The organism is Pseudomonas kielensis (genome assembly GCF_014236655.1).
Taxonomy (GTDB): Bacteria; Pseudomonadota; Gammaproteobacteria; order Pseudomonadales; family Pseudomonadaceae; genus Aquipseudomonas; species Aquipseudomonas kielensis.
Genome location: NZ_JACMYG010000008.1, coordinates 76,616 through 94,929 on the forward strand (window position 1 = coordinate 76,616; position 18,314 = coordinate 94,929).

Genomic DNA, 18,314 nt, shown 5'->3' on the forward strand with positions numbered 1-18,314 from the left:
TCTGTGGCGGTCTCAATGAAGTACCCTGCGACTTTCGCCGATCCGTATTCGATCCAGGGCCCGGTTCAGTGCGTCCAATGCATCCAGAAGGGCTTTGGCCTCGGCCTCCCTGCCGTCTCCCCAAAGCCGTTCGGCCATTTTGTTCAGGGCCTGGATAGATCGTTCAATGTCGGCAGCGGTGGCGGTCACTTTGTTTTCCGGCGGTTTGTTTGGCATTCAGTAACCCTTGCTGGGCATCGTGTTGCAGCAGAGCGCGGCGGACTCTCCAGCTCATCAACTCAACCAAAAAGGGCGCGTTGCCATTGCTGCTCACCGATGATGGCGATAGGGGCGCCGGCCTCTCTGAGTTCGACCGCTTTGATTATCTTTGTTCCATAGGTGCTGTGGCGCCATTGGTCATTGCCAATGCTGCCCACCACCAGGTAATGAATGTTCTTGCTGACCCCGCCGCCAATGATGCCACCACGTTCCTCCACCAGGACCTGACAGTCTTTGCGAGGTCCATAGGCCATGATTCCAGTGAACACAAACAAACTGCCGTCCCAGGTGATAGCGGGTTCAGGGTGATTGAAGGGGAGGTCATTGGGCGGGGTGAAGGTGTGATCGCCAGCCTTGGGTTTTTCGGTGCTCAGGCCAGAAAACCCTTGGAGCAGACCGATAAGCTCAAGGGATTCGTCTGCATCCAGCACCCCGTCCAAGAGCATATTGGAGAGGCGTGAATAAAGCAGGTTGATGACCGGATCATCCAGGTGGGCCAGATTCGTCTCCAGCCAATCCCTGAGGAACAGCCCTTCGGCGGTCGACACGACACCGTCTGCGGCGAGTCCTGCTGCCAAGCCAACGAGTGCGTCAGCTGAGCGCCTGTCGATCCTCGAACGATTGAAGTACTTGCTTCGCTCGAACTCATCGTGAATGTCGGTCATCTGAATTCCTTGTCGTTGATGTGATGCAGCGAGAACTGCAAGTATCCACCGCGCCAGATCTCTACATCAACCTGGTCCGGTCAGTCATGACCGGCTGAATGCAGCCAGCGTTTTCCAGAAGCTGACAGTTCAGGTGCAAGAGTTGCTTAGTTGCTGAAGTTCAAGTTGCTTGGCAGCACTGGCTTCGAGGTTTGCACGCTCTTGATCCAGGTACTGATAGATGCTTTGGAAGCTGGCGATTTTCTGTTTGATTTCTGCCATTTTCCTTTCAATTAGCTTGGCCCCTTCAGCACAATCGATCAGCTTGTTGCGCTGCGCATCCAGAATCTCGCCTATTTCCCCCAGGGAGAACCCCATGCTTTGCGCGCGCTGGATAAAGTCCAGGTCCTGCAGCGTTTGCGTGGTGTAAACGCGATAGTTGTTCGTTTGCCGCAGCGGTGAGATCAGGCCGATTTGTTCGTAGTAACGCAGCGTATGGCGGCTGGCGCCGCTGCGGGCTTCGAGTTCGCCGATTTTCATGAAAACACCGCTTGACTGTAGAGTTGGGTCGATAGTTTACGCTTGGTTTCTCACCTTAAACAAGGAACAGGGAAATGAGCGTGGAGTGCTTTGTCACGGGGGGTACCGGCTTTATCGGTCAACATTTGGTGGCGCACTTGAGTGCAAAAGGTCACACCGTTCGGGTGTTGATGCGGCGCCCGGATCGACTGGCTGCACTGCGCGAGCAAGTCGACAACTTGGGAGGCTGCGCAGCCCGGGTATTTGCCGTAGCTGGCGATCTGGAACGGGACAATCTGGGGCTGAGTCTTGCTGACCGAGAAGTGCTGAGGCGCGCCAGAGTCATGTTCCACCTGGGTGCCCACTTCGCATGGGGGCTTTCAGTGGAGCATGCTCGTGCGGTGAATGTGGAAGGGGCAAAGCGCGTGGCGCTGTTGGCGGCTGAGCAAAAGAGCCGGTTAGTGATGATCGGCGGCTACATGCTGAAAAATCATGAACATCTGCAGCGCATCGGAATTGATCCTCGTTATCCGGAGCTGACGAATTGGCCTGCTGTCTACCGACGTGTCGGTGGTTACGAGGGGAGCAAGCTGGAGGCGCATTTTGCGACCCTGGAGGTGATGTTTACCAAGGGCGGGGAGATGACCGTTGTCCACCCCGCGACGGTTTGTGGCCACAGCCGTACGGGGCATATCCTTGACGGTCAGCCGCTGGTGGAGCTGATACGCAACCTTGTGCAGGGAAAGCTGACTGCGGTGCCTGGTACCGCCGAGCACTGGTTGCCACTGGTTAGCGTGGATTACCTGGTGGAACTGATGGCGGTGTGTGCTTTTGATCCTGCCATGGTGGGCCAGGAACTGCTGGCGCTGGATGACCAAACGCCCAACTTGCGAGAATTGCTGGTACAGGCGGCAAAACCTTTGGGCTTAAAGTCTCCCAAGCATTATATTTCGCTCCGATTGCTTAAGTTGCTGCTGAGTATTCCTCCCGTTGCGCGGTTTTTGAATTCAAAACCCGAAGCCCTGGACTTTATCCAGACCACTCGTTTTGATACCGCGGCGGTCGAGCAATTTGCCAATAGGCATGGAATAGCCAAGCCGGATATACGTCAGTCTTTGCAACTCACGGCAAGGTTCGTCAACTCATATTGCATAGCCAAGGGCTAGGCCCTCTGACTTCTCCCTTGGGAGCAGCCTCAAACTTTGTGCCGTCGATGCAGGGCGGCATTCTATCGAACGACCATTCAGCGACAGGGATCGTCAACAATGCAATCTACTTTCAGCAAAGGCGTCATGTTTGCACTCAGTGCTGCGGCACTGAACGCAACGATCGGTGTACTCAGCAAAGTGCTCATGAGTAATGGATTCACCGCCAGCAGTGTCGCTGTCATCAAGACCGTACTGGGTTGCGTGCTTCTCTCGGTCTTACTGTTTTTTCTCAAACGCCCGACGGCGTCGATCAAATGGACTCAAGCGGCTATCTGCGCATTCCTTGGCATCTTTGTGCTGTTCCATTTCGAAACGTCCGCCTATCGACACTACGCTGCGGCAGGTGTGGTGGTGATGCTGATGGCCAGTGCCTCAATCTCCTCGATCATTCTGGGGCGCATTTTCCTCAAGGATGCCATCACCGCGAATGCTACCGTCGGCGCCGCACTGGCTATCGCTGGGATCTCGGTGATCTTCGGCGGCGACCTGCAGCAGGGCTTCACCCTGCAAGGTGCTGCGCTCGCCTGCGTGGCGGGCTGCGGCTATGGGGCCTTTTCGGTTGCCATGAAGCGTATGGGGGTGTCGGGAGGACTGCACTTCACCCGGCAATTGTTGTTCTTTGGCAGCCTGTACCTGCTGATGCCGGCTGCGGCCGATGGTTTTGCGATAGGCGAGCTGTCGCCGCTGGCGATCGCCGCGCTGCTGGCGCTGGCCACACTGCCGACAATCCTGGGCTTTTTCTGCACCACCAAGGCCATCGAGTATCTCAAGCCATCCCAAGTGCAAGCGCTGGAACTGACCGAGCCACTGTTCGCCGCGCTGCTGGCGTTTGTGGCGCTCAATGAAGTACCGCGCGAAAGCCTGTACGCGGGAGCGGCATTGATCATCGTCGGCCTGTGTTTCTCCAACGAACTGATCCGCTTGGGCAGCAAAGCCTCCGTCCCTTCGACCGAGTGAGCCAGTCTCGGACTCTGATGACTTTGGCAATCTGTGGTTGTTAAGTGTTTTGAGCGACTGACTGTTTCTGGCTGAAGCGGTCAGTCCAAATACCCTCGGATGTATTCGTCACACGTTGGTGCAGCCGATAGATGCCGTCGTAGGGTAGGGGGGCGGAAATGGCCGATAGAGACGCGGAAGCGATAGCGACAGGGTGCGTCAGGAATCGTGTGCTGCAGAAACGACAAAGCCCTGAATAATCAGGGCTTTGTCGTATAAATGTGGCGGAAGCGTAGAGATTCGAACTCTAGGATAGTTGCCCATCGACGGTTTTCAAGACCGTTGCCTTAAACCACTCGGCCACGCTTCCAAACTGCTTTGCGGGCGCCATAATACCCGAATGAAACACACTGTCAAACTCTCTGCATAGCTAGTTACAGAGCGTCTGTTATGATCTTTGCGACTGAACGTTTCAAACCTACAGGAGTGTCGCCATGCGCGAACAGGATTACGCAGTTAATAACAGCGTGCAGGCTGAGCAGCTAGAGGTTAGCCGCGTCCTGCGCAACACGTACGGCTTGCTCGCCCTTACCCTGGCCTTCAGCGGTGTGATGGCGTTCGTGGCGCAGCAGATGCGGGTCGGTTACCCGAATATCTTTGTGGTGCTGATCGGCTTCTATGGCCTGTTCTTCCTCACCAACAAACTCCGTGATTCGGCCTGGGGCCTGGTGTCGGCTTTTGCCCTGACCGGCTTCATGGGCTTTCTGCTTGGCCCGATCCTCAACCGTTACCTGGGCATGCAGGGCGGCGCCGAAGTGGTCAGCTCGGCCTTTGCCATGACCGCGCTGGTGTTCGGCGGCCTGTCGGCCTATGTGCTGATCACCCGCAAGGACATGAGCTTCCTCGGTGGTTTCATCACGGCGGGCTTCTTCGTCCTGCTGGGTGCAGTGCTGGCGAGCATGTTCTTCCAGATCAGCGGCCTGCAACTGGCGATCAGCGCTGGTTTCGTACTGTTTTCCTCGGTCTGCATTCTGTTCCAGACCAGCGCCATCATCCATGGCGGCGAGCGTAACTACATCATGGCGACCATCAGCCTGTATGTATCGATCTACAACCTGTTCGTCAGCTTGCTGCAGCTGTTCGGCATCATGGGCCGCGATGACTGATCGACGCCTTTGACACTAAAAAACCCGCCTCGGCGGGTTTTTTTTGGCCTGCCATTCGCCCCGGCTTCACTCGGTGACGATGATGCTGCCGTCGGCCTGTTGCCGGTAGATGGTGTACGGCAGCAGGGCGGTGTCCAGCACCCCGGAAATCAGCGCATCGATCAACACCACGATGGTGCCGTTGTCGTATTTTTGCGCGTCGATGCCTTCCTTCAGCGGTGCGTAGAGGGTGCAGAAGTCATAAGTCACTCCGCTGTAGATGCGGGGTACGGCGCCGCAGTAACTTTTCTGTTCCTTGAGGCTGGCTGCCGCCGCTTCGTCGCTGCGCACCACCGTCTGTAGCGTCCCGCAGCCTGACAGCAGCATCGCTGCCAGGAGCACACCGTGAATTTTCATGCCGCCAATCCTTCGCCGGAAAAATTGCACTGTACGCCGTTGTGCGTCAGACCACACTCACGCCATCGGCGGCAGGCGGCGCTTGACCGGGGTTTTCTTGACGATCGCGGTGTTGGTCTCAGCGTAGCTGTTGAGGCGGTCGAGCAGGGTGTCGAGCTGTTCCATCGAGCGCACGTGCAGGCGCGCGATGAAGCAGTCGTCGCCGGTGACCTTGTCACATTCGGTGAACTCGGGGATGGCCTGGATCTGCCGTTCAACATGCTGCAACTGGCCCGGTAGCGGGCGGATGCGCACGATGGCCTGCAACTGGTAGCCAAAGCACTTGGGGTCGATTTCGACGGTGTAGCCCGTAAGCACGCCACGCTCTTCGAGGCGGCGCAGGCGCTCGGCAACGCTGGGGGAAGACAGGCCGCTGATCTGCGCCAGGGCCTTGAGCGAGCGTCGCGAGTCCTGCATCAGGGCGCTGATCAGCAGTTGATCGATGTCGTCAGTCATCTGAAACCTCTTAGGCAATAACCTGGAATTGCCTTGATAAAAAAGGTGAATTCGTAGTTTAGCCTGCATTTGGCCATGGAGGTGGCGGGTGCCGCAGCGCCATACTTTGCGCTCACAACGAGGAACCTGATCATGGACAACACCCTTCGTCGCGGCTCGCTGGAAATGACCGCCGCCATGCTGATTTCCGGAACCATTGGCTGGTTCGTGCTGGTCAGCGGCCAGCCGGTACTGGATGTAGTGTTCTGGCGCTGCGTGTTCGGCGCGGCGACCCTGTTGCTGATTTGCGGGCTGTTCGGCTTCCTGCGCCCGGGCCTCTTGAGTCGCACCACGTTCCTGCTGGCCGTGCTCAGCGGGGTGGCGATTGTCGGCAACTGGGTGCTGCTGTTTGCTTCCTACTCGCGGGCTTCGATTGCCATCGGCACGGCGGTGTACAACGTCCAGCCGTTCATGCTGGTGGGGCTGGCGGCATTGTTCCTCGGTGAGAAGATCAGCGTGCAAAAGCTGTCCTGGCTGGGGCTCGCGTTTCTCGGGATGCTGGCGATCGTCAGTGCCCATGGCGAGCAGGGCGTGGGTGGCGATCAGTACCTACTGGGGATTGCCCTGGCCTTGGGCGCGGCGCTGCTGTACGCCTTTGCCGCGCTGATCATCAAGCGCCTGACCGGCACGCCACCGCACTTGATTGCGCTGATCCAGGTCTGCACCGGTGTGCTGTTGCTGGCACCCTGGGCCAATTGGTCGGCGCTGCCCCAAACGTCGACGGCCTGGGCCAGCCTGCTGATCCTGGGCATTGTCCATACCGGGGTGATGTACGTGCTGTTGTACGGTGCGATCCAGAAGCTGCCGACCGCATTGACCGGAGCGCTGTCGTTCATCTATCCGATCGCGGCGATTCTGGTGGACTGGCTGGCTTTTGGTCATCGCCTGGGACTGCTGCAATGGATCGGTGTGGCGGCGATTCTGCTGGCGGCTGCCGGCATGCAACAAGGTTGGGGCAGCGCTACGCGCAAAACCGTGACGTCCTGAGTGCTGTTCAGATCTTCCAGTGGGGGGCCGACTTGACCAGGCGCTGGCGCATCTCGTTAAGGTTGCTTGCCAGTTGCCGGGTCAACAACCGGTAACCGTCCAGTGCGCTGTACACCGGCGTCTCCATCGCGTTTTGCAGCAGCGGCTCGCTGCTGTTGCGCTCAAGGCGTTGGGTGGTACCGGATTGCAGGGCGCGCGCCATGCCGATCAGCAGCCGGCGAATTTCGCGATGTTCGGCTTTGAGCGCCAGTTGCATCTGGGCCATGGCCTGTTCGTCGCGGGTGTCGGGGCGGGTGTTGGCGAGGATTTCCAGGGTGCTGATGCACAGCCGCAGGTTGCGTTGCACAGCGTCCAGTTCGGTGATGGAAATGCGCACCTCCTTGGACACCGAGGGCATCAGCGAGCGCAGTTGCACCATCACCGCGTTCAAGTGCCCGAGGAGTTTGAGGTAGTGGTCGTCGGTCACCGACTGCCCGCTGATGATCCGGCTGTAGATGCTTGCGCAGTCACGCAGCGCCCCGGCCAGTTTGTAGCGCCAGGAATACACCGCATACAGCGGCAGGGCGAAGGAAAACGCCAGGGCCAGGACGATGCCGATCAGGATATCCACGGTGCGCCACAGCCCATCGGTGACGGGGTTGTCGCCATGGCCGGCGACGATGAACACGGTGATCGCCGACAGCAGCGCGGTGTAACCGCCCTTGCCGATGGCGTGGTAGGAGAAGAAGCCGCAGACCACCGACATGCCGAAGTAGGTCAGCCACGGCAGGCCAAGCCAGGCCTGCTGCAGCACCAGCAGCAACCCCACGGCGGCCCCGATCAACGTGCCATAGGCGCGCTCGGCGGCTTTTTTACCGATGTTGCCGTGGTGTTGCAGGCCGCCGATCACCACCAGCATGGTGACGGATGCCCACTCGCCATGGGGCAGGTTGATCCCCGTGGTCAGCAGGATGGTCGCCAGCAGGCCCAATGATACCCGGATGGCGTGGATCACCCGGGCGTTGCGGTAGCGCCGGTACGGGTCCAGCAAGGGCCGTAGCAGGCGCCGCAACACGGGTGGCAGGCGCAGTGAGCGAAAGGCAGTCATCGGGTTGCCGGGGTGTCCTTGAGCCGTGTGCTAGAAAATGTAGTCGGTTGTCAGGAAGCTCGACTCCCGGCCGCGGATGATGTCGCTGATCAAGGTTTTGTTGCTCTCCTGGAACTTGGTCGCCACCAGGGTGCGAATCGAGAACGTGCGCAAGGCGTCGTGCACCGACAGCGTGCCTTCTGCCGAATTCTTCCGGCCGTTGAACGGGAAGGTGTCCGGGCCACGCTGGCACTGGGCGTTGATATTAATGCGGCCGACCTGATTGGCAAAGGTGTCCACCAGGCGCCCCACTTCGGCGGCGTTGGTGCCGAACAGGCTCAGCTGTTGACCGAAGTCTGACTCCAGGACGTAGTCGATCACCGTATCCAGGTCACGATAAGGCACGATAGGCACCACCGGGCCGAACTGTTCTTCCTGATAGACGCGCATGTCGGTGGTCACCGGGTACAGCACTGCCGGGTAGAAGAATGAACCGCGGGCCTGGCCGCCGTGGGTGTTGATCACCTTGGCGCCTTTGCGTACGGCGTCATCCATCAGGCCGTGCAGGTAGTCGACCTTGCCCGACTCCGGCAGTGGGGTCAGTGCCACGCCGTTTTCCCACGGCATGCCGGGCTTGAGGGTGGCGAGCTTGTGGTTGAACTTCTCGATGAAGCGATCGACCACCTCTTCATGCACAAACAGGATTTTCAGCGCGGTGCAGCGCTGGCCGTTGAACGACAGCGAGCCGGTGACGGCTTCGTTGACCGCGTTGTCCAGGTCGACCTCGGGCAGCACGATGCCAGGGTTCTTGGCATCCAGCCCCAGGGCCGCGCGCAAGCGGTGGGGTTTGGGGTGCAGTTTTTTCAGGTCGCTGGCGGCCTTGTTGGTGCCGATAAAGGCAAAGATATCGATCTTGCCGCTGGCCATCAGCGCGCTGACGGTCTCACGGCCGCTGCCGTAGATCACGTTGATCACCCCGGCCGGGAAGCTGTCGCGGAAGGCTTCGAGCAACGGGCGAATCAGCAGTACCCCCAGCTTGGCGGGCTTGAACACCACGGTATTGCCCATGATCAATGCCGGGATCAGGGTGGTGAAGGTCTCGTTGAGTGGGTAGTTGTAAGGCCCCATGCACAGGGCGACGCCCAGGGGGACGCGGCGGATCTGGCCGAGGGTGTCCTGTTCCAGCTCAAAGCGGCTGGAGCGACGGTCCAGTTCCTTGAGGGCATTGATGGTGTCGACGATGTAGTCGCAGGTGCGGTCGAACTCTTTTTCCGAGTCCTTGAGGTTCTTGCCGATTTCCCACATCAGCAGCTTGACCACGGCGGTGCGCTGTTCGCGCATGCGCCCCAGGAAAGCCTCCACGTGCTGGATCCGCTCGGCCACGCGCATTGTCGGCCAACTGCCCTGGCCCCGATCATAGGCGCGGACGGCGGCGTCGAGGGCAGTGAGGGCGGTTTCGGCATCGAGCAGCGGGGTGCTGCCGAGAATGACTTGTTCGTCGACCCCGTCGACGTCCAGGTACACCGGGCTGCGAACGGCTGCCAGGGGGCCGTTCCACGTGCGCAGGGTGCCCTCCACCAGGTACTCGCGTTGTTCGATTGGTTCGCCCGGGCGGTAGGGCTCGGGGATGTCGGCGAGGGCAGGAAACAGTGTGCTGAGAATGTTTTGTGTGCTCATGAAACTACCCCGTGCTGGATGTGGGCAACGCCGTCGGCAGGTGGCGTGCAGGCAAGATATCGCTCTATGGGTTATACGCTTTGAAAGCAGGTGTTGATCAATCCTGGTCTCGCACGATGTGTAGCCGCTGTGCGAGGCGGCGTTCGGCGGCGCAGCCGTCGCCCAGCCAGACCCGGATAGGCCTTGTGGATTGCAGGCTTCGCCAGCGGCTACAAGATCGGCAACCTGCCCGCTGAAGGGCATTCTAGAGCGGTTTCTTTGTGAGTGTCTGGCCCAAGAGTAGTCGATTTGGCGCACCGCGGATGTAACAAACCGTCACACCGTGGCAGGGGGCGGGTCGACGCGCCTGGCCTCGAAAGCCCCCTTGTTGACCCCCAATGCCCTCAACCACGGGCAGCGACTGCCTTAGTGTTCAGTGGCCGGTCTTGACTACAAAAAAAGCGCCAGGCCGCGGCGCAGTACAAGTGAGGATGCTTATGTGGGCACTGATTCGAGCCGGGTGGCGGTTTTCCTGCCGTGGGGCGGCGCTGGCGCTGGTACTCGGTGTGTTGGGTGGCTGCGGCGAGGAGCCCAAGGACGGGCCTGATCGCGCGGCCGCTGCCGCGAGCATACCCGCCGATGCCGGGTTGGCGCGCACTTACGACACCAGTTGCAAGCTGTGCCACGCCAACCCGGCCTCGGGCGCGCCGTTGACCGGTGACCAAGTGGCCTGGCGGCCGCGCCTGCAACAAGGCATGGACAGCCTGCTGGACCACACCATCAACGGACACAACGGCATGCCCCCCATGGGTATGTGCATGCAATGCAGCGAAGACGATTTTCTGGCGCTGATTAGCTTCATGTCCGGCCAACACCTCCAATAAAAGCACAAGGTGGGATTGATGACGATGGACCTCACACGACGCCAGCTTCTGCAGCGCGCCAGCCTGGTCGGCGCCCTGACGGCCTTGAGCAGCAACCCGGTGCTGGCACAGTTGGTGCGCGCGCCACGCCTGATTCCCTGGCGCAACTGGTCGGGTGCCCAGAGCTGCCTGCCTGAGGCCCGCCTGGCGCCGAAGGATCTGGATGAACTGGTACAGGTGATTGGTCGCGCCCCGGGCAAGATTCGCCCGGTGGGTTCGGCGCACTCGTTCAGCGCCCTGGTACCCACCGATGGCACACTGCTGTCGTTGAGCAACTTCACTGGGTTGCTCAGTCATGATCCACAGACCCTGCAGGCCGAATTTGGCGCTGGCACGCCCATGTCGCGCATGGGCCAGGCCTTGAAGGAGGTCGGCCAGGGCCTGAGCAACATGGCCGATATCGACTACCAGACCCTGGCGGGAGCGATCGCCACCTCGACCCATGGCACCGGCAAACAGTTTCCCTCCTATTCGGCCTATGTCACCGGTTTGCAACTGGTCACGCCCGCCGGGGAGGTGATCGAGTGCGACAGCAACCACAACCCGCAGGTGTTCAACGCGGCGCGGGTGTCGTTGGGGGCGCTGGGGGTGGTCAGCAAGATCCGCATGCAGAATCGCCCCGCGTACCGCCTGCGCGAACACCAGTGGATCGCCAAGACCGAAGAACTGCTGGAGGACGTGGAGAAACACACCCGCGACAACCAGCACTGGGAAATGCTGGTGGTCACCCATTCGGACTACGCCTTGTCGATGGCCCTCAACGAAACCACCGACCCGGCGACACCGCCGATCAGTGCCGAGGAGGAGGGGGGCAATGAGTTCGTCAACCTCATCGAGACGTTCGACAAATACGTCAGTGATTTCCCTGATGCCCGTCGTACCTTGCTCAACAGCCTGCGGCACATTGCCAGTTTTGATGATCGGGTCGGCGACTCCTTCGACATCTATGCCAATGTGCGCACGGTACGTTTCAACGAAATGGAGTACTCGGTGCCGGCCGAACATGGCCCGGCGTGCCTGCGCGAGATCATCAAGCTGATCACCGACAAGGACCTGCGTACCTGGTTTCCCATCGAGTACCGCTACGTCAAGGCCGATGACATCCCCCTGAGCATGTTCGAGGGGCGTGACAGCTGTTCGATCTCGGTGCATCAGCATTACCAGATGGACCATCACAACTTCTTCGCGGCCATCGAACCGATTTTCTGGAAGTACGCCGGCCGACCGCATTGGGGCAAATTGCACACCTTGAACGCCCGTAACCTGCAAGCGCTGTACCCACGCTGGCAGGCGTTTCGTGAGGTTCGCCAAGCGCTGGACCCGGGCGGCAAGTTCCTCAACGCCCATTTGTCATCGATCCTGGGAGTCAGCGGATGAGCATCGACCGACGCAATTTCCTCGCTGGGGCCGCAGGGCTTGGCGTGTTGCTGTTGGGCGTGGGCGCGCTGCTGCGCCCCGGTGATCGGGGCAGCGCCTATTCCGAGTATTTCAGTGCCCTGAATCAGCAACTGAAGGACCACGGCCCTATGCGCCCGGTGTTGTTGATCGATCTGGATCGACTGGACCACAACATCGATGTGGTGATGCAGTCGGTCAAGCGCGGTGGCAAGTACCTGCGCCTGGTGGAGAAATCCCTGCCATCACCAGGGCTGTTGGCCTACATCTGCAAGCGCGCGGGAACCCAGCGACTGATGTCGTTTCATCAGCCGTTTCTCAATCATGATGCATTGGTTTTCCCCGAGTCCGACATCCTCCTGGGCAAGCCGCTGCCGGTGCGTTCGGCCCAGTTGTTCTATCAAACCCACAAAGGCGTGTTCGACCCGGCGCGGCAGTTGCAATGGCTGCTCGATACGCCGGCGCATCTGCAGCAGTACCTGGCATTGGCCCGGGGCCTGGGCACTCAGTTGCGGGTCAATATCGAGCTGGATGTCGGCCTGCATCGCGGCGGCGTGGCAGACACGGCCACCCTGGGGCAGATGCTGGGGCTGATCCGTGCCAACGCGCAGCACCTGCAGTTTGCCGGGTTCATGGGCTACGACCCCTTTGTCGGCATGGGGGTGCCGGGCCTCCTCGGGAGTGCCGATGAGCTGTTTGCCAAGGTCATGGCTCAGTACAACGGCTATGTCGACTTCACTCGGCAACAGTTTGCCGACCTCTGGCGCCCGGACCTGACGCTCAATACCGCGGGCAGCCCCAGCTATCGCCTGCATGAGCGGGAGTCGCTGAGCAGCGAAGTGTCGGTGGGTACGGCCATGCTCAAGCCGACCCATTACGACTTGCCCTCGCTGGTCGAACACGTGCCGGCCACCTGGATCGCTACTCCCGTGTTGAAGCGCACGGGGGCGGTGCAGATTCCGGCGCTGGATGGCAAGTCCAGGTTGTTGTCATGGTGGGACATCAACCAGCGTGAGACCTACTTCATCTATGGCGGGAACTGGATGGCCGAGTTCGAATCGCCGGCCGGGTTGCAGAGCAACGGGCTCTACGGTCGCAGTTCCAACCAGGAAATGGTCAACGGCTCGCAGGCGGTGGGCCTGGCGGTGGATGACCAGGTGTTTCTGCGGCCGACCCAGACCGAGTCGGTGTTGCTGCAGTTTGGCGATTTGCTGGCGGTACGTGGCGGCCAGATCGTCGAGACCTGGCCGGTCTATACCTGACTTCCCGGGCGCAGCGATAAAGCCGCGCCCGTAGGGTGAGATCAGAAGTCGAACTTGTCCCGCAGGCCGTAGTACCAGGCCCCTAGCGCGGCGAACGGGGTGCGCAGCAACTGGCCGCCGGGGAAGGGGTAGTGGGGCAGGTCGGCGAAGGCATCAAACCGCTCGGCCTGGCCACGCAAGGCTTCGGCCAGCACTTTGCCGGCCAGGTGGGTGTAGGTGACACCGTGGCCGCTGCAGCCTTGGGAGTAGTAGATGTTGTCGCCCAGGCGCCCGACCTGGGGCAGGCGTGACAGGGTCAGCAGGAAATTACCGGTCCAGGCGTAGTCGATCTTCACGTCCTTGAGCTGAGGGAAGGCCTTGAGCATTTTCGGCCGGATGATCGCCTCGATGTTCGCCGGATCCCGGGCGCCATACACCACGCCGCCGCCGAAAATCAGGCGCTTGTCCCCGGAGAGGCGGTAGTAGTCGAGCAGGTAGTTGCAGTCTTCGACGCAGTAGTCCTGGGGCAGCAGGCTATTGGCCAGGGCTTCGCCCAAGGGCTCGGTGGTGATCACTTGGGTGCCGCAGGGCATCGACTTGGCGGCGAGCTCCGGGACCAGGTTGCCCAGGTAGGCATTGCCGGCCACGATGATGAACTTGGCGCGCACCTTGCCCGTCGGCGTGTGCACCACCGGGTTGGCACCGCGTTCGATGCGCACCGCCGGCGACTGCTCATATATCGTGCCGCCCAGGGATTCGACGGCAGCGGCTTCGCCCAGCGCCAGGTTGAGCGGGTGGATGTGGCCGCCGCTCATGTCGAGCATGCCGCCCACGTACTGCTCGCAGGCCACGACTTCACGGATGCGGGTTTTGTCGAGCAGTTCGAGTTGGCTGTGGCCGTAGCGCTCCCATAGACGTTTCTGCGCCTCCAGGTGCCCCATCTGCTTGCCGGTGATGGCGGCAAACACACCGCCGTCCTTCAGGTCGCACTGGATCTGGTACCGGGCGACACGGTCACGGATGATCCGCCCACCTTCAAAGGCCATCTGCCCCAGCAACTGCGCCTGCTTGGGGCCGACACTGCGCTCGATCACATCGATGTCGCGGCTATAGCTGTTGACGATCTGCCCGCCATTGCGCCCCGAGGCGCCAAAGCCGACCTTGGCAGCCTCCAGCACCGTCACCCGAAACCCGTTCTCCAGCAGGAACAGTGCACTGGACAACCCGGTGTAGCCCGCGCCAATCACGCAGACGTCGGTTTCCACCTCTTGCTGCAGCGCAGGGTGCGCCGGCACGGTGTTGGCCGACGCGGCGTAATAGGATTGCGGATAAGGAGTGTTCGCCATCCCGAAGCCTCTGTTTAATATATTTTACGAATGCAGCGATCCTACCTGAGTTAAAAATCCACTGCCAGCGGGCGCAAAACCCGGTTTGCCGCAGCAAAATTAAATATTTTGCATATTCATAGGGTTAGGTGAAAAAAAGGTGTTGACACCCCTGCGCAATTCCGTAGAATGCCGCCTCACAGCAGGCACGTAGCTCAGTTGGTTAGAGCACCACCTTGACATGGTGGGGGTCGTTGGTTCGAGTCCAATCGCGCCTACCAAACAAAATCCGCTCTGCTGGGCGGTCTAGAAGGGCTCACCGAAAGGTGGGCCCTTTTTTGTTGTCTGCGATTTGCAAAACTTTTGCAAAACTCCCACCTCAGAACGCCAAATCGGCGCCCACCACCACATATTCAATCTTCTTCTCGCCGTGCCCCACCTGATAGTTATGCCCATCTGCGCGTGGATGTATTTCTGGAGGAATTTCTGACGCCTCTAAAGCAAGGATCTCGTTTAGCGTGGGGCGCCCGCCATTCGAAACATGGTCTAGCGTTGTTGCTGAGGTTGTCGAGGTATCGGGTAACGATCCATCACCCTGAATGCCATTGTTCGTGCGAGGGGGAAGTGACTACGGGGGGGGGGGGCAGTCGTGTATCCGCCAATGAAGGTGGTGATCAAAGCAATGGATGCCAGTTTCTTCATGAGTCTTCTCCCTGTGTTTTCCAGAGCATAGGCGGAAACCTTCAGGGGCAAGACGCGCAAGGGACGAACGTTGACAGCTAGTCACGCCGACTGGGAAAGCTCGCAGCGCATCACAACCATCCCGATGTCAGCCTTGTCAGTTCGAAAGGGTATTTCGCCCAGTACCTGAAAGCCGCAGCTTTCATAGAAGCGCTGGGCAGCGCTGTTGGACTTCAGCACGTCCAGCCATAGGGCGCTTTCCTTGCGGGTTTTTGCTGACTGCTGAATGAACTGCAGAAGTTGCTTGCCGTAGCCTTTGCCCGCCTGAGACTTGAGGAAGTAGATTTTCTGCAGTTCAGCGCCAACCTCGCCAGACACGGGGATTGATCTGGACCAGTTGACCTTGGAAAAGCCTATGGCTCGACCTTCCTCGTTGAATACCAGGAGCCAGTTGTGGTGGGCGGGGGCTTCGATGGATTTCTCAAGTTCGCAGATTGAGAAGTCTTCGTTGAGAAAGTGCTGCATTCCTGCGGCGCTCCACAGGTCAGAAAAGTGCTCGCGGTACGTCTCGATACCTAGGTTGCGAAGTCGGTGGATGTCTTCCCTGGTGGCTTCTCGAATGGTGATCACTGCCTGCTTCCTGCATTGGGTTGATGCTGACCAATACCGGGAGCACCACATGATTACAAGTGCAAGGTGCTCCATCGCGCGGATTGTTGTCGGGCGACTTCGGTTCTAATCCCTTCTGCCCAAGCCCATTCTCTTTGGTCTTGAGCGACCGCTTTGCATTGGACGCCCATCCTGGCGGCTGCAATTCTGCGTTTCAGCCCGCAGAGGCTGCCCTCAAGGAAAAGGAGTCCGCCATGCTCGGTTACTACGCGCAATACAGTCAGTACTACATCACCACCTTGATGATCGTCACCACGCTGTTTTTTGCCCTGCCGATCTTTATCGCGCCCATTGCCTGGGCCCGGGCGATGCGTTGGACGATTCCCGAACATCGGCACCTGGCGATCTATTTTGGCCGCTGCCTGGGGGCGTTCATCCTGGTGGTGGAAGTGGCGATGTTGCGTTCTGCAACCACCGGTACCAGCTTCAGCTACGCCTTTGACATGCTCTTTGTGGTGTTCGCGCTGATGTTCGTGGTGCATGTGTATGGTGCGGTGAAACGTATCCAGCCGATTACGGAAACCCTGGAAATCGGTTTCTGGATGATCCTGTTGGTGCTCAATACGCTGTTTTATCCGGCAACGTCTATCACCCTGTAGGGGGGGGCAAGCCCGGGCTGTTACGGCTCCCTGCGCGTCGCGCAATACTCGACAATCAGTGCCGAAATCGCCGCCACGATCAGTTGGTCCGCTTCAGGCGCGGTAAACAGTCGGAACTGCGCATCAGGCAAGTCCGGCAAGCCATGCTCGGCACCCAGCGCCGCCAGACCCTGGCCCAATTGGCTGGCCGCCATCGGTGCCAGGGCAAAGCCGGACAACGCCGCAGCCCGCAATCCGGCAGTGCTGGTGCAGGACATTGCCGTGCGTTGGGCGATGCCCGCCTGGGCCAGGCGTGTCAGCGCCACCTCGCGGTAAGGGCACGGCTCCGGGAAGAGCGCCAGGGGCAGGGGGCTGGGTAGCGAGGTCACAGGCTGTGCTGGGCCTGCCCACACCAGGGGTTCCTGCCACAGCAGTTGACCTGGCTCGTCGGTTTCGCAGATCGAACCGATCACCAGCTCCAGATGGCCGTGTTTCATCTGGTTCAGCAAGGTGCCAGGGATGCCCACCTGGATGTCGATTTCCAGGCCCGGGTACTGCGCGGCAAACGCCTGCAGCGCGCGCAACAGCCGCGCCTCGACAAAATCCTCGGACAGTCCGATTCGCAGTCGCCCGTGAAAGGGCGTGCGAGTCAGTTGCGCCCAGGCATCCCGGTTCAGCGCGAGGATCGTGCGGGCATAGGCAATCAGGCGTTCGCCGTCGGGTGTCAGTTGCTGGGAGCGGGTGGTGCGTTTGAGCAGTGGTTTGCCGATCTGGTCTTCCAGGCGTCGCAAATGCCCGCTGACGGCGGATTGGGTCAGGCTCAGTTTGTCGGCGGCGCGGCTGAAGCTGGCTTCATCGACCACGGTGACAAAAGTCTTGAGTAACAGGATGTCGAACATAGTTCTAATCGTGATTAATTGAGTGGTTAATCACAATTTATATTTCAATCGGCGCTATGTTGCAATGCCCTCCAGATTCCCGCTCTCGAGGTCATCCATGACTAGGCTTGTGCATATTGAATGTTCCCCCCGTAAACAGCGTTCGGCATCTCTGCAGGTGGCTCGCAGTTTCATCGCGCGTTATCAGGAGCATCACCCGGACACCGAAATCGTCACCCTCGACTTGTGGGCCATGGCGCTTCCGGAGTTTGATCAGCATGCCATGGACGCCAAGTACGCCGGGCTTGCAGGCACAGCCTTGACGCCCGCGCAGCAAGCCGCCTGGAGCACCTTGAGGGCGTTGGCCGAGCCGCTGCATCGTGCGGACCTGCTGGTGTTGTCCGTGCCGTTGTGGAATTTCAGTATCCCTTACAAGCTCAAGCACTTCATCGACCTGGTGTCGCAGAAAGACCTGTTGTTCGGGTTCGACCCGGAGCGTGGCTTGTATGGCTTGCTGCACAACAAGAAGGCGGTGGTGGTCTACGCCCGCGGTCTGGATTTTTCGCCGCAGTCGAGCACGCCGGCGCAATATTTCGACTTCCAGGAGCCTTACGTGGCGGCCTGGCTGCAATTTATCGGGATCACTGATTCCCACGCGGTGATTATCGAGAAAACCATTCTGGGCGAGGCGCAGGATTTACCGGCTCGCGAGGCTGCGACTGAGCAGGTCAGGCGTTTGGCGGACAGCCTTTGTCGCCGTTGAGGGGCACCAAGGTCAGGGGGCATACGCGTTCGGCGTTCAGTTGCTGGCACGCGGCCTCGGCCTCCAGGCGGCTTGGGTAGGCTTGTTGCAAGCGCAGCTTGTCCTGGTTGTCGTAGAGGTTAAATCCGCTGGCGGATGCCTTGCAGTAGGAGCGCTTCCCTCCGCGCAAGGATTGGGTCTGGGCAGGAATCGCCGGTACTACAACAAATCTTGGAACCATGCTCGCCTCCTCTGATCCGCGTCACCGTGAGCTAAAGCATTAGCGGCAACTTGCCACTAGTTCAAGGGCGAGGGCTGGAATTCCGATGGGCAACCGTTTTTACCGAAGTGTCTACCGGTTCGATGTTGGGAGGCAGTCGCTCGTTTTCGTCATGGCGTAGATGGCGGTACCAGCCACAAACGGCCATGCCGAGCGTGATGATGACCAGGGTGAGAAGTGCGATGGCCGCGTAGATGATCACAAGTGTCCTAAAGCCTCGTGGGGCTAGTCC

General features: G+C 59.9%; 20 protein-coding genes and 2 tRNA genes. 10 read left to right on the plus strand and 12 right to left on the minus strand.

All coding sequences use genetic code 11. The features are described 5' to 3' along the window. Positions 1-12 precede the first annotated feature (12 nt). The 3 genes from H7995_RS10330 to H7995_RS10340 form a co-directional block, all read right to left on the minus strand. Positions 13-216 (minus strand): hypothetical protein, encoded by a 204-nt coding sequence (locus H7995_RS10330; protein WP_166591937.1) that lies wholly within the window; start codon positions 214-216, stop codon positions 13-15. A gap of 62 nt (positions 217-278) precedes the next feature. Then, positions 279-923, minus strand: coding sequence for an NAD-dependent DNA ligase (locus tag H7995_RS10335; protein ID WP_166591938.1), 645 nt, complete (start codon positions 921-923; stop codon positions 279-281). Positions 924-1,052: 129 nt separating this feature from the next. After that, on the minus strand, positions 1,053-1,442 hold the full coding sequence (locus H7995_RS10340; protein WP_166591939.1) for a MerR family transcriptional regulator: 390 nt from the start codon (positions 1,440-1,442) through the stop codon (positions 1,053-1,055). Between the two features lie 74 nt (positions 1,443-1,516). On the opposite strand from H7995_RS10340, the gene H7995_RS10345 reads away from it, so the two are divergent. Both H7995_RS10345 and H7995_RS10350 read left to right on the plus strand, forming a co-directional pair. Beyond that, positions 1,517-2,587 carry an SDR family oxidoreductase gene (locus H7995_RS10345; RefSeq protein ID WP_185818313.1) on the plus strand — a complete coding sequence of 357 codons (1,071 nt, stop codon included), beginning with the start codon at positions 1,517-1,519 and terminating at the stop codon, positions 2,585-2,587. A gap of 99 nt (positions 2,588-2,686) precedes the next feature. Further along, positions 2,687-3,586, plus strand: a complete 900-nt coding sequence (locus tag H7995_RS10350; RefSeq protein WP_185818314.1) for a DMT family transporter — start codon at positions 2,687-2,689, stop codon at positions 3,584-3,586. A gap of 261 nt (positions 3,587-3,847) precedes the next feature. On the opposite strand, the gene H7995_RS10355 is transcribed toward H7995_RS10350, so the two are convergent. Further along, a tRNA-Ser gene (locus H7995_RS10355) sits at positions 3,848-3,935 on the minus strand. A 124-nt stretch (positions 3,936-4,059) separates the two neighbouring features. Here H7995_RS10355 and H7995_RS10360 point away from each other — a divergent pair. Further along, a complete protein-coding gene (locus H7995_RS10360) occupies positions 4,060-4,731 on the plus strand; it encodes a Bax inhibitor-1/YccA family protein (protein ID WP_166591942.1) in 672 nt (223 codons plus the stop codon). Between the two features lie 66 nt (positions 4,732-4,797). On the opposite strand, the gene H7995_RS10365 is transcribed toward H7995_RS10360, so the two are convergent. Together H7995_RS10365 and H7995_RS10370 are read right to left on the minus strand one after the other, a co-directional pair. Further along, positions 4,798-5,127 carry a YceK/YidQ family lipoprotein gene (locus tag H7995_RS10365; RefSeq protein ID WP_182344127.1) on the minus strand — a complete coding sequence of 110 codons (330 nt, stop codon included), beginning with the start codon at positions 5,125-5,127 and terminating at the stop codon, positions 4,798-4,800. Between the two features lie 57 nt (positions 5,128-5,184). After that, positions 5,185-5,622 carry an Lrp/AsnC family transcriptional regulator gene (locus H7995_RS10370; protein WP_166591944.1) on the minus strand — a complete coding sequence of 146 codons (438 nt, stop codon included), beginning with the start codon at positions 5,620-5,622 and terminating at the stop codon, positions 5,185-5,187. Between the two features lie 132 nt (positions 5,623-5,754). On the opposite strand from H7995_RS10370, the gene H7995_RS10375 reads away from it, so the two are divergent. After that, the gene (locus H7995_RS10375) at positions 5,755-6,648 is read left to right on the plus strand and encodes a DMT family transporter (protein WP_185818315.1); all 894 of its coding nucleotides are present in this window, start codon (positions 5,755-5,757) and stop codon (positions 6,646-6,648) included. A 7-nt stretch (positions 6,649-6,655) separates the two neighbouring features. Here the strand turns inward: H7995_RS10375 and H7995_RS10380 are convergent, their stop codons facing one another. Together H7995_RS10380 and H7995_RS10385 are read right to left on the minus strand one after the other, a co-directional pair. Then, complete coding sequence (locus tag H7995_RS10380) at positions 6,656-7,735, minus strand: FUSC family protein (RefSeq protein WP_185818316.1); 1,080 nt, start codon at positions 7,733-7,735, stop codon at positions 6,656-6,658. Positions 7,736-7,765: 30 nt separating this feature from the next. Beyond that, the gene (locus H7995_RS10385) at positions 7,766-9,391 is read right to left on the minus strand and encodes an NADP-dependent glyceraldehyde-3-phosphate dehydrogenase (protein ID WP_185818317.1); all 1,626 of its coding nucleotides are present in this window, start codon (positions 9,389-9,391) and stop codon (positions 7,766-7,768) included. 476 nt (positions 9,392-9,867) lie between these two features. On the opposite strand from H7995_RS10385, the gene H7995_RS10390 reads away from it, so the two are divergent. The 3 genes from H7995_RS10390 to H7995_RS10400 all read left to right on the plus strand — a co-directional run bounded on the left by H7995_RS10390 (position 9,868) and on the right by H7995_RS10400 (position 12,950). After that, complete coding sequence (locus H7995_RS10390) at positions 9,868-10,254, plus strand: c-type cytochrome (protein WP_166591947.1); 387 nt, start codon at positions 9,868-9,870, stop codon at positions 10,252-10,254. 84 nt (positions 10,255-10,338) lie between these two features. Next, positions 10,339-11,670: a D-arabinono-1,4-lactone oxidase gene (locus H7995_RS10395; RefSeq protein ID WP_185818363.1), complete on the plus strand. Its 1,332-nt coding sequence runs from the start codon at positions 10,339-10,341 to the stop codon at positions 11,668-11,670. A 71-nt stretch (positions 11,671-11,741) separates the two neighbouring features. Next, the gene (locus H7995_RS10400; RefSeq protein ID WP_185818364.1) at positions 11,742-12,950 is read left to right on the plus strand and encodes a DSD1 family PLP-dependent enzyme; all 1,209 of its coding nucleotides are present in this window, start codon (positions 11,742-11,744) and stop codon (positions 12,948-12,950) included. 41 nt (positions 12,951-12,991) lie between these two features. On the opposite strand, the gene H7995_RS10405 is transcribed toward H7995_RS10400, so the two are convergent. Continuing rightward, positions 12,992-14,275, minus strand: a complete 1,284-nt coding sequence (locus H7995_RS10405) for an NAD(P)/FAD-dependent oxidoreductase (protein WP_185818318.1) — start codon at positions 14,273-14,275, stop codon at positions 12,992-12,994. 183 nt (positions 14,276-14,458) lie between these two features. On the opposite strand from H7995_RS10405, the gene H7995_RS10410 reads away from it, so the two are divergent. Beyond that, a tRNA-Val gene (locus H7995_RS10410) sits at positions 14,459-14,535 on the plus strand. A gap of 502 nt (positions 14,536-15,037) precedes the next feature. On the opposite strand, the gene H7995_RS10415 is transcribed toward H7995_RS10410, so the two are convergent. After that, on the minus strand, positions 15,038-15,565 hold the full coding sequence (locus H7995_RS10415; RefSeq protein WP_185818319.1) for a GNAT family N-acetyltransferase: 528 nt from the start codon (positions 15,563-15,565) through the stop codon (positions 15,038-15,040). A 233-nt stretch (positions 15,566-15,798) separates the two neighbouring features. On the opposite strand from H7995_RS10415, the gene H7995_RS10420 reads away from it, so the two are divergent. Next, on the plus strand, positions 15,799-16,203 hold the full coding sequence (locus H7995_RS10420) for a hypothetical protein (protein ID WP_182344155.1): 405 nt from the start codon (positions 15,799-15,801) through the stop codon (positions 16,201-16,203). Between the two features lie 20 nt (positions 16,204-16,223). Here H7995_RS10420 and H7995_RS10425 read toward each other — a convergent pair whose 3' ends face one another. Next, entirely contained in the window at positions 16,224-17,081 is an 858-nt protein-coding gene (locus H7995_RS10425) for a LysR substrate-binding domain-containing protein (protein ID WP_185818320.1), read from the minus strand. Positions 17,082-17,178: 97 nt separating this feature from the next. Here H7995_RS10425 and H7995_RS10430 point away from each other — a divergent pair, with 97 nt between their 5' ends. Continuing rightward, entirely contained in the window at positions 17,179-17,823 is a 645-nt protein-coding gene (locus H7995_RS10430; protein WP_182344159.1) for an FMN-dependent NADH-azoreductase, read from the plus strand. Here H7995_RS10430 and H7995_RS10435 read toward each other — a convergent pair. Beyond that, a complete protein-coding gene (locus tag H7995_RS10435) occupies positions 17,789-18,043 on the minus strand; it encodes a hypothetical protein (protein ID WP_182344161.1) in 255 nt (84 codons plus the stop codon). The two genes, H7995_RS10430 and H7995_RS10435, sit on opposite strands and share 35 nt — an antisense overlap. Positions 18,044-18,314: the final 271 nt, after the last annotated feature.

Bases quoted from the DNA above. Each gene is read 5' to 3' on its own strand.
- H7995_RS10375 (WP_185818315.1), top strand. From the start codon at position 5,755: ATGGACAACACCCTTCGTCGCGGCTCGCTGGAAATGACCGCCGCCATG.
- H7995_RS10380 (WP_185818316.1), bottom strand. From the start codon at position 7,735: ATGACTGCCTTTCGCTCACTGCGCCTGCCACCCGTGTTGCGGCGCCTG.
- H7995_RS10430 (WP_182344159.1), top strand. From the start codon at position 17,179: ATGACTAGGCTTGTGCATATTGAATGTTCCCCCCGTAAACAGCGTTCG.
- H7995_RS10365 (WP_182344127.1), bottom strand. From the start codon at position 5,127: ATGAAAATTCACGGTGTGCTCCTGGCAGCGATGCTGCTGTCAGGCTGC.
- H7995_RS10425 (WP_185818320.1), bottom strand. From the start codon at position 17,081: ATGTTCGACATCCTGTTACTCAAGACTTTTGTCACCGTGGTCGATGAA.
- H7995_RS10385 (WP_185818317.1), bottom strand. From the start codon at position 9,391: ATGAGCACACAAAACATTCTCAGCACACTGTTTCCTGCCCTCGCCGAC.
- H7995_RS10390 (WP_166591947.1), top strand. From the start codon at position 9,868: ATGTGGGCACTGATTCGAGCCGGGTGGCGGTTTTCCTGCCGTGGGGCG.
- H7995_RS10370 (WP_166591944.1), bottom strand. From the start codon at position 5,622: ATGACTGACGACATCGATCAACTGCTGATCAGCGCCCTGATGCAGGAC.
- H7995_RS10335 (WP_166591938.1), bottom strand. From the start codon at position 923: ATGACCGACATTCACGATGAGTTCGAGCGAAGCAAGTACTTCAATCGT.
- H7995_RS10405 (WP_185818318.1), bottom strand. From the start codon at position 14,275: ATGGCGAACACTCCTTATCCGCAATCCTATTACGCCGCGTCGGCCAAC.
- H7995_RS10360 (WP_166591942.1), top strand. From the start codon at position 4,060: ATGCGCGAACAGGATTACGCAGTTAATAACAGCGTGCAGGCTGAGCAG.
- H7995_RS10345 (WP_185818313.1), top strand. From the start codon at position 1,517: ATGAGCGTGGAGTGCTTTGTCACGGGGGGTACCGGCTTTATCGGTCAA.
- H7995_RS10435 (WP_182344161.1), bottom strand. From the start codon at position 18,043: ATGGTTCCAAGATTTGTTGTAGTACCGGCGATTCCTGCCCAGACCCAA.
- H7995_RS10420 (WP_182344155.1), top strand. From the start codon at position 15,799: ATGCTCGGTTACTACGCGCAATACAGTCAGTACTACATCACCACCTTG.
- H7995_RS10340 (WP_166591939.1), bottom strand. From the start codon at position 1,442: ATGAAAATCGGCGAACTCGAAGCCCGCAGCGGCGCCAGCCGCCATACG.
- H7995_RS10350 (WP_185818314.1), top strand. From the start codon at position 2,687: ATGCAATCTACTTTCAGCAAAGGCGTCATGTTTGCACTCAGTGCTGCG.
- H7995_RS10330 (WP_166591937.1), bottom strand. From the start codon at position 216: ATGCCAAACAAACCGCCGGAAAACAAAGTGACCGCCACCGCTGCCGAC.